Annotated in this window: 13 protein-coding genes; 9 read left to right on the forward strand and 4 right to left on the reverse strand. The window is 71.9% G+C overall.

The features are described from left to right. The first annotated feature begins 56 nt into the window (after positions 1-56). Entirely contained in the window at positions 57-371 is a 315-nt protein-coding gene (locus tag ABEG17_RS15855; RefSeq protein ID WP_406830442.1) for an ArsR/SmtB family transcription factor, read from the forward strand. Here the strand turns inward: ABEG17_RS15855 and ABEG17_RS15860 are convergent. Next, positions 368-1177, reverse strand: coding sequence for an HAD-IIA family hydrolase (locus tag ABEG17_RS15860; protein WP_406830443.1), 810 nt, complete (start codon positions 1175-1177; stop codon positions 368-370). The two genes, ABEG17_RS15855 and ABEG17_RS15860, sit on opposite strands and share 4 nt — an antisense overlap. Before the next feature lie 94 nt (positions 1178-1271). Between ABEG17_RS15860 and ABEG17_RS15865 the strand changes: the two genes are divergently transcribed. After that, positions 1272-1661, forward strand: a complete 390-nt coding sequence (locus ABEG17_RS15865) for a VOC family protein (RefSeq protein ID WP_406830444.1) — start codon at positions 1272-1274, stop codon at positions 1659-1661. A gap of 111 nt (positions 1662-1772) precedes the next feature. Here ABEG17_RS15865 and ABEG17_RS15870 read toward each other — a convergent pair whose 3' ends face one another. Then, on the reverse strand, positions 1773-2348 hold the full coding sequence (locus tag ABEG17_RS15870; protein WP_406830445.1) for a YbaK/EbsC family protein: 576 nt from the start codon (positions 2346-2348) through the stop codon (positions 1773-1775). A gap of 356 nt (positions 2349-2704) precedes the next feature. On the opposite strand from ABEG17_RS15870, the gene ABEG17_RS15875 reads away from it, so the two are divergent. The 6 genes from ABEG17_RS15875 to ABEG17_RS15900 all read left to right on the forward strand — a co-directional run bounded on the left by ABEG17_RS15875 (position 2705) and on the right by ABEG17_RS15900 (position 10425). Continuing rightward, positions 2705-3094, forward strand: a complete 390-nt coding sequence (locus ABEG17_RS15875) for a DUF6504 family protein (RefSeq protein WP_406830446.1) — start codon at positions 2705-2707, stop codon at positions 3092-3094. A 10-nt stretch (positions 3095-3104) separates the two neighbouring features. Continuing rightward, positions 3105-3593, forward strand: coding sequence for an SAV_6107 family HEPN domain-containing protein (locus ABEG17_RS15880; RefSeq protein ID WP_406830447.1), 489 nt, complete (start codon positions 3105-3107; stop codon positions 3591-3593). Beyond that, positions 3590-7636 carry a DNA polymerase III subunit alpha gene (locus ABEG17_RS15885; RefSeq protein ID WP_406830448.1) on the forward strand — a complete coding sequence of 1349 codons (4047 nt, stop codon included), beginning with the start codon at positions 3590-3592 and terminating at the stop codon, positions 7634-7636. The genes ABEG17_RS15880 and ABEG17_RS15885 overlap by 4 nt, the downstream gene beginning before the upstream one ends. A 115-nt stretch (positions 7637-7751) precedes the next feature. Continuing rightward, positions 7752-8537 carry a methyltransferase domain-containing protein gene (locus ABEG17_RS15890; protein ID WP_406830449.1) on the forward strand — a complete coding sequence of 262 codons (786 nt, stop codon included), beginning with the start codon at positions 7752-7754 and terminating at the stop codon, positions 8535-8537. After that, the gene (dinB, locus tag ABEG17_RS15895) at positions 8534-9808 is read left to right on the forward strand and encodes a DNA polymerase IV (RefSeq protein ID WP_406830450.1); all 1275 of its coding nucleotides are present in this window, start codon (positions 8534-8536) and stop codon (positions 9806-9808) included. The genes ABEG17_RS15890 and dinB overlap by 4 nt, the downstream gene beginning before the upstream one ends. 164 nt (positions 9809-9972) lie before the next feature. Then, entirely contained in the window at positions 9973-10425 is a 453-nt protein-coding gene (locus ABEG17_RS15900) for a DUF3040 domain-containing protein (protein ID WP_406830451.1), read from the forward strand. A gap of 34 nt (positions 10426-10459) precedes the next feature. On the opposite strand, the gene ABEG17_RS15905 is transcribed toward ABEG17_RS15900, so the two are convergent. Both ABEG17_RS15905 and ABEG17_RS15910 read right to left on the reverse strand, forming a co-directional pair. Further along, the gene (locus ABEG17_RS15905; RefSeq protein ID WP_406830452.1) at positions 10460-10942 is read right to left on the reverse strand and encodes a DUF456 domain-containing protein; all 483 of its coding nucleotides are present in this window, start codon (positions 10940-10942) and stop codon (positions 10460-10462) included. A gap of 24 nt (positions 10943-10966) precedes the next feature. Then, positions 10967-11188, reverse strand: a complete 222-nt coding sequence (locus tag ABEG17_RS15910; protein ID WP_406830453.1) for a hypothetical protein — start codon at positions 11186-11188, stop codon at positions 10967-10969. Between the two features lie 354 nt (positions 11189-11542). Here ABEG17_RS15910 and ABEG17_RS15915 point away from each other — a divergent pair, with 354 nt between their 5' ends. After that, positions 11543-13690: a type IIA DNA topoisomerase subunit B gene (locus ABEG17_RS15915; protein WP_406830454.1), complete on the forward strand. Its 2148-nt coding sequence runs from the start codon at positions 11543-11545 to the stop codon at positions 13688-13690. The last annotated feature ends 43 nt before the right edge of the window (positions 13691-13733 follow it).

A 13733-nucleotide genomic window follows, 5' to 3' on the forward strand; every position in this document is an offset into this window, starting at 1 on the left:
TGTCAGGAGGTGGGGCATTCCCGATTCGCCGAGATCGGTTCGAGTATTATCGAACCATGAGTGGAGCGCCAGAGCTCGTGCACCCCGACCTCGCTGACGTCGCGCTGACCGACGTGCTGTTCGCCCTGAGCGACCCGGTCCGGCTGCAGATCGTCCGCGACCTCGCCGACGGTCCGCTGGAGATGGCCCAGTGCGGGGCGACGAACCCCGCCCTGCCGAAGTCGACCAGGTCCCACCTGATGAAGGTGCTTCGCGAGGCCGGCCTGATCCGCAACGAGCCGCACGGCAGGCAGCGCCTCGTCTCGCTACGGCGGGACGAGGTCGACGCCGCGTTCCCCGGGCTGCTCGACAGCGTCCTCGGGCCGCGCTAGGACGGACCGTCCAGGGTGCGCAGCTCTGCCACCAGGGGGACGATGTCGGCGACCGAGTCCACCACGCGGGTCGGCTGGTAGGGGAACTGGTCCACTTGGTGCGGCTGGGTCGAGCCGGTCAGGACGAGGATCGTGCGCAGGCCGGCCTCGAGGCCGCTGATGACGTCGGTGTCCATCCGGTCGCCGACCATCACCGTCGACTCCGAGTGCGCGTCGATCCGGTTGAGGGCGCTGCGCATCATCAGGGGGTTGGGCTTGCCGATGTAGTAGGGCTGGCGGCCGGTCGCGGCCGTGATGAGTGCGGCCACCGACCCGGTCGCGGGCAGCGTGCCGTGCTTGCTGGGGCCGCTGACGTCGGGGTTCGTCGCAATGAACCGCGCCCCACCCTCGATCAGCCGGATCGCCTTGGTGATGGCCTCGAACGAGTAGGTGCGCGTCTCGCCGAGGACGACGTAGTCGGGGCTGCGCTCGGTCATCGTGTAGCCCACCTCGTACAGCGCCGTCGTCAGTCCTGACTCGCCGACGACGAACGCGCTGCCGCGTGGACGTTGGTCGTCGAGGAACTGCGCGGTGGCCAGCGCCGACGTCCAGATCGACTCCTCGGGCACGTCGATGCCGCTGGCCAGCAGCCGGGCCCGCAGGTCGCGCGGGGTGAAGATCGAGTTGTTGGTCAGGACGAGGAACCGCCGACCGTGCTCGGCGAGGGCGGACAGGAACTCCGCAGCCCCCGGGATGGCGCTCTCCTCGTGGACCAGCACGCCGTCCATGTCGGTGAGCCAGCACTCGACGGGTCTGGGTCTGGTCATGTCGCCCATTCTGTCGCAGACCGATCACCACTTTGGTGGATCGCCGGGTCCCGGACGCGGAGGACGCTGGAAGGTGCCTGAAGGAGGTGCTGGTATGTCACTGGCCATGAGTGCAGTCGCGACGATGCTTCCCGTCACGGACCTCGATCGCGCGAAGGAGTTCTACTCCGACCGGCTTGGCCTGCCGTTCCAGGGGACGAACGCGGAAGGCAGCCTGATGTACGGGCTCAGCGGAGGCACGGTGCTGATGCTGCTGCCCAGGGAGGGCGGGTCGCAGAACCCGAGCACCGCCCTGACGTGGGAGGTGCCGGACGTCGCGGCAGAGGTCTCCGAGCTCGAGGGGCGGGGCGTGGTCTTCGAGGACTACGACCTGCCTGGGTTGCAGACCAAGGACCACATCGCGCAGTTCGCGGGGGAGCGGGCCGCGTGGTTCGTCGACCCGGACCACAACGTCCTGTGCATCCACGAGGCGCACCAGACCTGATCGCCCACCTCTCGGTTCACGGGGTGCGGCTGGGTTGCCGCGGGATGTCGCGTCTGGAGTGACGTGCTGTGCCGCGGTGAGCGGTATGGCGCGGTCAGCGGTATGGCGCGGTCAGGCCACTTCCATGGCGTGGCCGGCGGTCACGCGCAGCAGCTCCTCGTAGGTGGTGCGGTAGACCGTGTGGCTGTGGCCTGCCGCGGCCCAGACGTGGCGGTGGCGGCTGAGCGACACGTCGACGACGGTGCGGATCGGGGCAGGGTGGCCGACTGGGGCGACTCCGCCGATGGCGAACCCGGTGACCTCGCGGACGAAGTCCGCGTCGGCCCGGTCGATGTGGTCGACGCCGTCGAGCAGGTCCGCGACCTTGACGAGGTCGACGTGGTGCGCACCGGAGGTGAGCACGAGCAGGGGGGTGATCGCCCCCTGCACGTCGTGGGCGCGGAAGATCAGGGAGTTGGCGATCTCGGCCGGGGTGACGCCGATGGCCGCGGCCGCGGCGGCGGCCGTGCGGACGGCGTCGGGGAGGCTGACGAGCTCGGGGTCGACGCTGTGCACGGCGAGGCTGGCCAGGACCCGCTGCACCGCGGGGTGCTGGCCCAGGTCGCGGCTCGGCGCTGCGGCCGCAGGCGTGGCTGTCGCGAGAGGTGGAGCGACCGGGGGTGGGGCGGCCGGCTCGGGCGAGCTCATGTCCGGAGCCTAGGGGTGGCTGCCGACGGCCACCAGCGCTGGCGCTGACGATCTCCCGGCTGTCCAACCCTGCTGGTCGGCCGGGTGCCGCCAGGCGCGACGCGCCCGGGTGGTCGCGACGCGCCGTCGCCCTTGACGGCTTGTCCGACGCCGGGTGTACGGTTCTTCATATCGAACACCTGTTCGAATGGTTCCACTCCAAGGACCGGGCGACCAGCACGGCGGACGACTCCCGCCCCTGCCGCCCGCACCAGGGACCACCGCGTGCGCTCTGGCCCGCAGTGGGCGCCTCGACCCCGCCCTCTGCAGGGCCGGAGTGCACCCATCTCGCCATGCCGTGACGAAGGAGCCTGCTCGTGGTGCGCCGGTACGAAGAACCCATCGAGGTCCGCCAGGCGGTGGCCGGTGCTGACGGCGCCGCCACCCCGGGTGGATACGCCGCCACCCCCGACGGGTGCGCTGACACCCCTGGTGGCGGCCCCGCCGCCCGGGGCCCCGAGGCATTCGTGTGGCGCGGTCGTCTCTACGTCGTGCGGGCGGTCCTGGACCGCTGGCAGGAGCGCCGTCCCTGGTGGCGCGAGGCGCGCGAGCAGGGCAGCGGCGACGTCCTCACCGACGCCCGCGAGCGCCAGGTCTGGCGGGTGGAGGCCAGCGCCGGACGGTGCGCCGCCGTCGGGGTCTACGACCTCGGTGCGGACCACCAGGACCTCGGCCTGCGCTGGCGCCTGTTGCGCGTGGCGGACTGAGGTGGCGCCCATGACGACGACCGCCGCCGCCACGACCACCACCACGACCGCTGCCACCACGACCGGCGCCGTCCGCAGCGCGGGCGCCAGCCTGGACCTGCTCGACCGGTCCCGGCACTCCCTGCTCGAGGCCTGCCAGAGCAGGGAGGTGTCCCAGCGCTACCTCCAGGCCCAGCTCGGGGCGTTGCGGGCCGCCGCTGCGATCGTCGCCGCCCGCGCGACCCCCGACGGCCACTGTGGTCCGCGCTCCCTGTGGGAGCTGCTGCCGACGGTCGCCCCGGAGCTCGCGGAGTGGGCCGAGTTCTTCGAGCTGGTCGCAGCCCGGCGCAGCCAAGCGCACAGCGCCCGGGAGGCCGACGACCTGATCCGGCAGTCCGAGGTGTTCCTCGACCTGGTCTGCCGCAGCCTGGGTCTGCCCGTGCACCCCGGTGGCCACGACGAGGTGCTGGTGCCGACCGCGCTCGTCGGCGACCTCGCACCGACCCGCGCAGCGCCATGAGTACCGGCCCGGGTCCGGCGCAGGAGTTCGTGCACCTGCACGTCGCCTCGGGGTTCTCGATGCGTTACGGCACCTCCACCCCCGAGGCCCTCGTCGAACGAGCTGCCCAGCACCGGCAACCGCTCCTCGCGCTGACCGACCGCGACGGCCTCTACGGCGCAGTGCGGTTCGTCCAGGCGGCGACCGCGGCCGGGATCGCCCCGGTCCTCGGGGTCGACCTCGCCGTGGGCCCGGACGCCCCCGGCGACCACGCACACCCGGCGACCCCCGCTGTGCAGTCCCCGGCCCGACCGCCTCGCACCCCGGCGAGGGGTGGAGCCGACCGCGATCCCCGCCATCCGCGGGTCACCGTGCTCGCCCGGGGGCAGGCCGCCGGGGTGCCGGCCGGTGTCGGCTGGGCTGCACTGTGCCGGTTGGTCACCGAGACCCACCTGCGCGGCGAGCGCGGGCTGCCGGTGACCTCGGGCGCCGTCGTCGCCGCCGGCTGCTGGCGTGGCGGCGACCGACGGTCGAGCCGCGACCATGCCAGTCCACTGGTGGTCCTGCTCGGGCCCGACTCCGACGTGGGGCGGGCCCTGCTGGCCAAGCGCACCGACCGGGCCAGGGTCCTGCTCGACGCGTGGTGCCGGCGGCTGCCCCCGGGCGCGGTGGTGCTCGAGGTGGTCTGCCACGGCGGCCCCGAGGGCACCCCGGCCTCACGCAGCCATGCCCGCCGGATGCTCGGTCTCGCCGACGAGCAGGGCGTGCCCGCCGTGCTCACCGCGGCGGTGCGTCACGTCGACCCGGGGGAGTCGGCGGTGGTCGACCTGCTCGACGCTGCCCGACGCCTCGTCGCCCTCGACACCCGCCACCTCGACCGGGTCACCGACGCGGCCCACCTGGCGGCGACCCCGACGATGCACGCCGTGGCCCTCGAGGTCACCGGTGGCGACCGCGGCCGCGCCGACGAGCTGCTCCAGCGCACCGTGGCCCTGGGGGTGTCCTGCGCCCAGAGCGCCCGGCACGACCTGGGCATCGGCTCGGTGCACCTGCCCGAGCCCCGCACGCTGAACATCGAGCCGGGGGAGAGTCCGCAGGCCAGGCTCGAGCAGCGCTGCCGCGCAGCCGTCGGCGGTCGCTACCCCGGTATCGGCGAGAAGGAGTTCGCCGCGGTCGAACGCCGGCTCACCGACGAGCTCAAGGTCATCGCCGAGCTGGGCTACCCCACCTACTTCCTCACCGTGGCCGAGGTCGTCGACCTGATCCGCGGCATGGGGGTCCGTGTCGCCGCGCGGGGGTCGGGGGCGGGGTCGCTGGTCAACTACCTGCTCGGCATCAGCGGGGTCGACCCGATCCGCTACAACCTGCTCATGGAGCGGTTCTGCTCGCCGCTGCGGGCCGAGCTGCCCGACATCGACATCGACGTGGAGTCCGCCCGTCGCACCGAGGTCTATGAACGCATCCTCGACCGGTTCGGCGGCGAGCGGGTCACCTGCGTCTCGATGATGGACACCTACAAGGTGCGCCACGCGATCCGTGACGTGGGCGCGGCGCTCGGCCTGCCCCCGACCGAGATCGACGAGATCGCCAAGGCCTTCCCGCACATCCGGGCCAAGGACGCCCGCAGCGCCATCGCCGAGCTTCCTGAGCTGCGTTCGCGGGGGCTGGACAACCCACGGATGCGGGTGCTGTTCGACCTCGTCGAGCGCCTCGACGGGCTGCCGCGCCACATCGCGCTGCACCCGTGCGGCGTGGTGCTCTCCGATGGCGGCCTGCTGGACCGGACGCCGGTGGAGGCGAGCTGGTTGGGGTTCCCCATGAGCCAGTTCGACAAGGACGACGTCGAGGCCCTCGGCCTGCTCAAGCTCGACGTCCTCGGCATCCGGATGCAGTCGGCGATGGCCCACGCGCTGCAGGAGGTGGAACGGGTCGACGCCGTGAAGGTCGACCTCGACGACCAGCAGCAGGTGCCCCTCGACGACGAGGCGACGTTCCGGCTGATCCGCACGAGCCACACCCTCGGCTGCTTCCAGATCGAGAGCCCCGGCCAGCGCGAGCTGATCGGCAAGTTCGGCCCGGAGCGCTTCGAGGACCTCGTCATCGACATCTCGTTGTTCCGGCCCGGGCCGGTGAAGTCCGACATGATCACGCCGTTCCTCGAGGCCCGGCACGGGTGGAAGGAGGCCAGCTACCTGCACCCCACCCTCATCGAGGCGCTCCGGGAGACCGAAGGGGTGGTCGTCTTCCACGAGCAGGTCCTGATGATCCTCGCCGAGACGACCGGGGTCTCGCTGGCCCAGGCCGACGAGGTCCGCCGCACCCTGGGCACCCCTCGAGGTCAGCTGGAGATCGAGGCCTGGTGGCGCCCGGCAGCCCGGGCCCGGGGCTACGCACCCGCCGACGTCGACCGGATCTGGGAGGTGCTCAAGGCGTTCGCGTCGTTCGGGTTCTGCAAGGCCCACGCCGCCGCCTTCGCCCTTCCGACCTACCACTCGGCCTGGCTCAAGACCCACCACCCGGCAGCGTTCCTGTCCGGGGTGCTCACCCACGACCCCGGCATGTACCCCAAACGGCTCATCCTCGACGACGCCAGGTCGTTGGGCATCGCGGTGCTCGGGCTCGACGTCAACGCCTCGACCGGTGCCTACCGCGTCGAACGCCTCGACGACCTCGCCACCGGCGTGCAGGTGCAGGCCTTCGACGAGCCGTCCCCGGCCTTCGACCGGGCCCAGTGGGCAGAGCCCGACCGGTCCGACCCCGACCTTCCCGACGCCCGCGGCTACGGCATCCGGCTGTCCCTGGCCGACGTCCGGGGCATCAGCGACGCCGAGGTCGCCCGCATCGTCGCCGGCCAGCCCTACGCCGGCCTCGCCGACTTCTGGCACCGGGCGCACGTCTCCCGTCCTGTCGCCGAGCGCCTCGTGCTCGCCGGCGGGTTCGACGCCCTCTACGGCATGGGGTCGCTGGGCGGCCCGGGGGGAGCACCGAGGGCGGCGGGCGCCGGAGGTGGGGCCTGGGGGGCAGGATCACGCGGTATGGGCAGTGGTGGCCTAGGGCGCCGTGGCCGTACCACCCGCCGTGACCTGCTCCTGCACGTCGCCGAGCTCGACCGCTACGGCCGCGCGCTGGACCGGTCGGCCAAGCGGGCGGCACCCCGGCGGGCCAGGGGCGCACGCGGCATACCGGTGGGTGGGCGGTCCCAGTCGGCCGGGGTCAGCGACGGTTCAGGGGTGCGGGCGCTCGCTGCCGGACAGTCGCAGGCGGCGCTGCCGGTGACGGCGGCGCAGGACCAGCCGACCCAGCTCACCCTCGACCTCGGCGACCACCCGGAGCTCACCTCGGGCACGGGGCTCCCGGAGCTGACCGGCCCCGAGCGCGTCCGGGCCGAGCTCGACATCCTCGGCCTGGACGCCAGCGCCCACGTCGTCGACTTCTACGCCCCGCTGCTCGAGGCGCTCGGGGTGACCCGCAGCCGTGACCTGTTGGGCTCCCGCAGCCGGTCCACCGTCTGGGTGTGCGGGGTCAAGGTCGCCACCCAGACCCCGCCGATCCGTTCGGGGCGACGGGTCGTCTTCCTCACCCTCGACGACTCCACCGGGCCGGTCGACGCGACCTTCTTCGAAGACGTCCAGGGACCGTATGCCGCCACGGTCTTCCACTCGTGGATGATGCTCGTGCGTGGTGTGGTGCGCCGCACCGGACCGCGGGGGATCTCGTTGCGGGCGACCGGTGCGTGGGAGCTCACCCCGCTGTGGGAGGCGTGGACCCGCGGCGGCATCGAGGCCGTGCACGCCGCCATGGAGGACAGCGAGCGCAGCGCCACCGAGCTCGCCGAGGCCGCCGAGGAGGTCCAGCGGGCCGCCGGCCCCCAGGGGCGTCGTGTGCTGGTGCACGCCTCGGGGTTCAAGCAGTCGCCCTACGCCGACATCAAGCCAGCGGGTCAGGACGTGCGCGGGTCGCGGGTCCTGGGTCAGGGTGGCCAGGTGCCCGACGACATCGACGGGGGACAGCTCGCCCCGCCGCGCAAGCTGTGGCACTCCAGCCCGGGCAGCTCCGGCCACTAGGGTGGACACGACGATTCGGCGGGGGTCGCCCGCACCGACGACCGCCGCCACGCGCAGACCCGCGACGACCAGATCCAGCACACCAGACCCAGCACGAGCACAGGAGGTGGCCACGGTGGCCGACGAGCAGTGGCGGACCCGACGCGGTGGTGTCGGGACGGCCTTGCGGACCTCCGCGGTGTGGACGGCAGTGACCGGTCTGCTCGCCGACAAGCAGGCAGCCCGCCCGGCCGGCGCCGACCAGTCCCTGCGCGTCCTCGACCTCGGCGGCGGCACCGGCGGCCTGGCCGTCCCCCTTGCCGAGCTCGGTCACGAGGTCGTCGTCGTCGACCCCAGCCCCGACGCCCTGGCCTCGTTGTCCCGGCGCAGCGCCGAGCGCGGGGTGGCCGACCGGGTCACCGCTGTGCAGGGAGACGCCGACTCGCTCGCGGGCATCGTCGGTGACCGCCTCATGGACCTCGTCTGCTGCCACGGCACCCTCGAGGTCGTCGACGACCCCCAGGCCACGCTGGTCTCGCTCGCCGGGGTGGTCGCCCCCGGTGGGCACCTGAGCATCGTCGCGGCCCAGCGCCTGGCGGTCGTCCTGGCCCGCGTCCTGGCGGGTCAGTTCACCCAGGCCCACCAGGCCCTGGTCAGCGACGACGGCCGCTGGGGAGCGGCCGACCCGTTGCCACGACGGTTCGACGCGAGCGCACTGCGCACGATGGTCGAGCAGACCGGCCTGGTCGTCGAGGACGTCCACGGGGTCCGGCTGTTCAGCGACCTCGTGCCCTCGGCCCTCATCGACTCCGACGCGGACCGCACCGCGCTGCTCGAGCTCGAGGCCGCCGCCAGCAGGCACCCCGAGTTCGCGTTCCTCGGCCAGCTCGGCACCGCGGTCCACGTCCTCGCCCGCACGTGAGCCGTCGCCAGTTCACCCTGCCGTCACGCAGCGCGGACCGGCCACCTGACGACACCGGCTGCACGGTCCTGCACGTCGACATGGACGCCTTCTACGCCTCGGCGTCGCTGCTCAGTCGCCCCGAGCTCGTCGGTACCCCGGTGATCATCGGCGGCGGCAACCGCGGCGTGGTGCTGTCCGCGACCTACGAGGCCCGACGGTTCGGGGTCGCCTCGGCGATGCCCATGTCACGGGCTCGCCGGTTGTGCCCGCAGGCCACCGTGATCGCCCCCGACCACGCGCTCTACAGCCAGATCTCGGCCGGGGTGATGGCCACCTTCGACACCATCACCCCGAAGGTCGAGCCGTTGTCCCTCGACGAGGCGTTCCTCGACGTCGCGGGCTCGGTGCGGCGGCTGGGCAACCCCGCACGCATCGGTCAGCTCATCCGCGACACCATCCACGACGAGCAGGGCATCACCTGCTCGGTCGGCGTCGCACCGACGAAGTTCGTCGCCAAGCTCGCCTCCGGCCTGGCCAAGCCCGACGGCCTGGTCGTCGTGCCCCGCGACGAGGTCGTCAGCTTCGTCCAGCAGCTGCCCGTCGGGGCCCTGTGGGGTGTCGGCGACAAGACCGAGGAGACGCTGCTGCGCCTCGGGCTGCGCACCGTCGCCGACATCGCGCACACCCCGCTCGACACGCTGCGGCGGGCGCTGGGGGAGTCCGCGGGTCCGCACCTGCACGACCTGTCGTGGGGCCGTGACCCCCGCGGGGTCGAGCCGGTGCGCCGCGAGCGCAGCATCGGCTCGGACGAGACCTTCGAGTTCGACATCGACGACCCGGTTCAGATCCACCGCCACCTGCTCAAGCTCAGCGACCGCACCGCGGCGCGGGTCCGGGCCGCCGGCATGCTCGGGCGCACGGTGACCATCCGGGTCCGCTTCGCCGACTTCACGACGATCACCCGCAGCAAGACGCTGCGCGATCCCACGGACGTGAGCCGTGAGATCTACGAGACGGCGCGGACCCTGTACGACGCGCTGGGCCTGCAGCGCGCCCGGATCCGCCTCGTCGGTGTACGCATGGAGGGGCTCGTCGACACCGAGGGCGCCCCCATCCAGGGACTGCTCGACGAGCCCGACCATGGCTGGCGCGAGGCGGACCGTGCCGTCGACCGCGCCAGTGCCCGATTCGGTGCCGGGAGCGTGCGTCCCGCCGCTCTGATCAGCGACAAGGACCGCCGACAACGGCCTCCGGGACGTCCTGACGATACCCCTCGTCAGGGCCGGTGACAGGGCAGTAGGTCCTGGACCCAGATCACCATGACGGGTGCCCCTGAACGGATGGTGCAACACCGCGCGGCGACATATCCTGAGGGTGTCAGCGCTCGGCCACTGACCGGCAAAGATGCTCCTTCGCAGGCGCAACGAATCGGGGGCCCGGCGCGTTGGAGCACATGCACGCCGAACGCCAGGAGGTCACCGTGCCGCTCTCAGAGCACGAACAGCAGCTGCTGGAGCAGATGGAGCAGGCTCTGTATGCCGAGGACCCCAAGTTCGCGTCACAGATGCAGGGCGCGGGTGCCCGCGCCGCGGCTCGGCGCCGGGTGGCCATCGGTGTCGTCGGTGTGGTGGTTGGCCTCGCCCTGGTGCTCGTCGGCGTCAACACCACCATGTGGATCGGTGCCATCGGCTTCGCGGTGATGGTCGCCGCCGTCGCGTTCGCCCTCACGCCGCCCCGTCGCGGCAAGGCCTCGCTGGGTGCGGTCCAGCCCGACGGCACGGTGCGCCGGGCGGCCCCGCGACCCAAGGCCAGCCCGGGCAAGGGTGCCAAGTCGCGCCGCTCGTCCGGGTCCTTCATGGACCGGATGGAAGAGCGCTGGGACCGTCGCAAGGACGGCGGCTACTGAGCCCTCGGCCACCAAGCCCTCGGCTACTGGGCGCTCAGCTCGTGGCGAGGACGGTGACGAACCACGTGGTCGCGATGGCCAGCCCGGCGAGCAGCTCGATCCCGATCGACAGGAAGACCGCCCCCAGGGCGGCACGGGTCGAGGTCCACGCGACCCGTCGGTCGCGGGAGTGGCCGAGCTCGACGAGGTAGATCCCCCCGACGAACCCGATCGCGGCCCCGACGACGGGCACGACGAAGAACCCGACGACGGCGAGCAGCACCGCCAGCAGCAACGTCGAGCTCCGTACGCCCGCCGCGCGCATCCGGCGACCGGGCAGGGCGTACTGCAGCGCCATGCCGGCGAGGTAGAGCAGCACGCAGAGCGCGAAGACCCCCCAGCCGGTGGCAGAGCCCGTGTCGACGGCCCAGACGAGGACGGCGGCCAGCACGAGCAGGAGCCCGGGCAGCACGGGAAGAACGATCCCCACCAGCCCGATCACGATCAGGACGGCGGGGACCCACAGGGTGGCCTCCACGGCAGCAGCGGTGGAGAGGCCTCTTTAGCGTTCCTCGACGGCGGCGGAGGCCGGCGTCTCGTGGAGTCGCTCGCTCTCGTCCTGGATGTCGGCGTGCTCGCGCAGCTTCGGCAGGTGCTCGCGTCCGTGGTGGGCGCAGAACAGCAGTTCCCCACCAGCGTGAAGGCGAGCGCGCACGTAGGCCTGGGCGCCGCAGCGGTCGCAGCGGTCGGCCGCGTTCAAAGAGGGTGCCAGTGCAGTGGTCACGTCAGCCTTCCTTCATTCGTCTGTCTCCATGAGACGTCCTCCGCCGGGTCAGGGTTGCCACAGGGGCGGGGCAACTCCGGGTCCGGCGCCGGTTAGAACAGTCAAGCATGCCTTCTTCTTCCCGGCGCGTATTGGGCCACCATGTGGGTCACGTCATGTCGCATCAGGTGATTCGTAGGTCGGGTGTCCAGCGGATGGGTTCGGAGCCGGTCGTCTGCACCCGGGATGCCCGACATGTCCACGGTGTGTCGCCCGGCAGCCGTGCCGCGTGCCTGCGTGCTGCTGTCCGGGGCGGGAGATACCCTGCGGGGACCGGTCAGCGACCTGGCCGCCGAGCACCGAGAAGGGAACCCCGTGGCTGAAGCCACCACCGCGAAGAAGGCGGCGACGACGAAGTCCACGTCGGACTACAGCGCCCACCACCTGCAGGTCCTCGAGGGCCTCGAGGCGGTCCGCAAGCGTCCCGGCATGTACATCGGGTCCACCGACGGCCGCGGCCTCATGCACTGCCTCTGGGAGATCATCGACAACGCCGTGGACGAGTCCCTCGGCGGACACTGTGACCGCATCGAGGTGATCCTCTACCGCGACGGCTCGGTCGAGGTCCGCGACAACGGTCGCGGCATCCCCGTGGACATCGAGCCGCGCACCGGCCTCACCGGTGTCGAGGTGGTCTTCACCAAGCTGCACGCCGGCGGCAAGTTCGGCGGCGGTTCCTACACCGCGTCCGGTGGCCTGCACGGCGTCGGCGCCTCGGTGGTCAATGCGCTGTCGGCGCGCCTCGACGTCGAGGTCGACCGCGGTGGCAAGACGTATGCCATGAGCTTCCGCCGCGGCGAGCCCGGCTACTTCCCCGACGTCGCCACCGCCGACAAAGCCCCCGACCATGCGTTCACCCCGTACGAGCGCTCCAGCGAGCTGGCCGTGGTCGGCAAGGCCAAGCGGGGGGTCACCGGCACCCGGGTCCGCTACTGGGCCGACGAGCAGATCTTCCTCAAGGAGGCGGCCTTCGACTACCCCGGGCTGGTCTCCCGGGCACGGCAGACCTCGTTCCTCGTCCCGGGGCTCACCATCGTCATCCGTGACGAGCGCGGGGTGCCCGGCACGCCGGGAGCCGACGGTCCGCACGAGGAGACCTTCGTCCACGACGGCGGCATCTCCGAGTTCGCCGAGTTCCTCGCGCCCGACACCGCCGTTACCGACGTCTGGCGGCTGCAGGGCACCGGAACGTTCACCGAGACGGTGCCGGTCCTGGACAGCCAGGGGCACATGTCCCCGACGGCGGTCGAGCGCGAGTGCGGCGTCGACATCGCGGTCCGGTGGGGCACCGGGTACGACGCGAAGGTCAGCTCCTTCGTCAACATCATCGCCACCCCGAAGGGCGGCACCCACATCGCGGGCTTCGAGCAGGCGCTGCTCAAGGTGTTCCGCAAGCAGCTCGAGGTCAACAGCCGTCGCCTCAAGGTCGGCAGCGACAAGCCCGAGAAGGACGACGTCCTGGCCGGCCTGACCGCCGTGGTCACCGTCCGCCTCGCCGAGCCGCAGTTCGAGGGCCAGACCAAGGAGGTGCTCGGCACCAACGCCGTCCGGGCCATCGTGTCCAAGGTCGTCGAGCAGGAGCTCACCGCGATGTTGACCACGACCAAGCGCGGCGAGAAGGCCCAAGCTGCCCTGCTGCTGGAGAAGGTCGTCTCCGAGATGAAGTCACGCATCAGTGCGCGGCTGCACAAGGAGACCCAGCGCCGCAAGAACGCCCTCGAGTCCTCGACCCTCCCGGCCAAGCTCGCCGACTGCCGGTCCTCGGAGGTCGAGCGGTCCGAGCTGTTCATCGTCGAGGGCGACAGTGCGCTCGGCACCGCGAAGCTGGCCCGGTCCAGCGACTACCAGGCCCTGCTGCCGATCCGCGGCAAGATCCTCAACGTCCAGAAGGCCTCGGTCTCGGACATGCTCAAGAACGCCGAGTGCGCCGCGATCATCCAGGTCATCGGCGCGGGCTCGGGTCGCTCGTTCGACCTCGACACCGCCCGCTACGGCAAGGTCATCATCATGACCGACGCCGACGTCGACGGCGCCCACATCCGGACGCTGCTGCTCACCCTCTTCTTCCGCTACATGCGTCCCCTCGTGGAGGCGGGGAGGGTGTATGCCGCGGTGCCCCCGCTGCACCGCATCGAGGTCGTCAACAACGGCGCCAAGAAGAACGACCTCATCTACACCTACTCCGAGAAGGAGATGCGCACGACCGTCGCCTCCCTCGGCAAGCGCGGCAAGAACATCAAGCAGCCCCTGCAGCGCTACAAGGGCTTGGGTGAGATGGATGCCGACCAGCTGGCCGAGACCACGATGGACCCGCGGCACCGCACCCTGCGCCGGGTGACCCTCGCCGATGCCGAGATGGCCGAGCACGTCTTCGACCTGCTCATGGGCAACGACGTGGGACCGCGCAAGGACTTCATCGTGGAGTCTGCCGCCGAGCTCGACCGCGAACGCATCGACGCCTGAGGGCTTGTCGTTGCCGCGGTCCCTGAGTTGCGCCAGTGTGGGG

This window comes from Pedococcus sp. KACC 23699 (assembly GCF_045348425.1).
In the GTDB taxonomy this organism is placed as follows: Bacteria; Actinomycetota; Actinomycetes; order Actinomycetales; family Dermatophilaceae; genus Pedococcus.

Bases quoted from the DNA above. Each gene is read 5' to 3' on its own strand.
- ABEG17_RS15855 (WP_406830442.1), top strand. From the start codon at position 57: ATGAGTGGAGCGCCAGAGCTCGTGCACCCCGACCTCGCTGACGTCGCG.
- ABEG17_RS15860 (WP_406830443.1), bottom strand. From the start codon at position 1,177: ATGACCAGACCCAGACCCGTCGAGTGCTGGCTCACCGACATGGACGGC.
- ABEG17_RS15865 (WP_406830444.1), top strand. From the start codon at position 1,272: ATGTCACTGGCCATGAGTGCAGTCGCGACGATGCTTCCCGTCACGGAC.
- ABEG17_RS15870 (WP_406830445.1), bottom strand. From the start codon at position 2,348: ATGAGCTCGCCCGAGCCGGCCGCCCCACCCCCGGTCGCTCCACCTCTC.
- ABEG17_RS15880 (WP_406830447.1), top strand. From the start codon at position 3,105: ATGACGACGACCGCCGCCGCCACGACCACCACCACGACCGCTGCCACC.
- ABEG17_RS15885 (WP_406830448.1), top strand. From the start codon at position 3,590: ATGAGTACCGGCCCGGGTCCGGCGCAGGAGTTCGTGCACCTGCACGTC.
- ABEG17_RS15900 (WP_406830451.1), top strand. From the start codon at position 9,973: ATGCACGCCGAACGCCAGGAGGTCACCGTGCCGCTCTCAGAGCACGAA.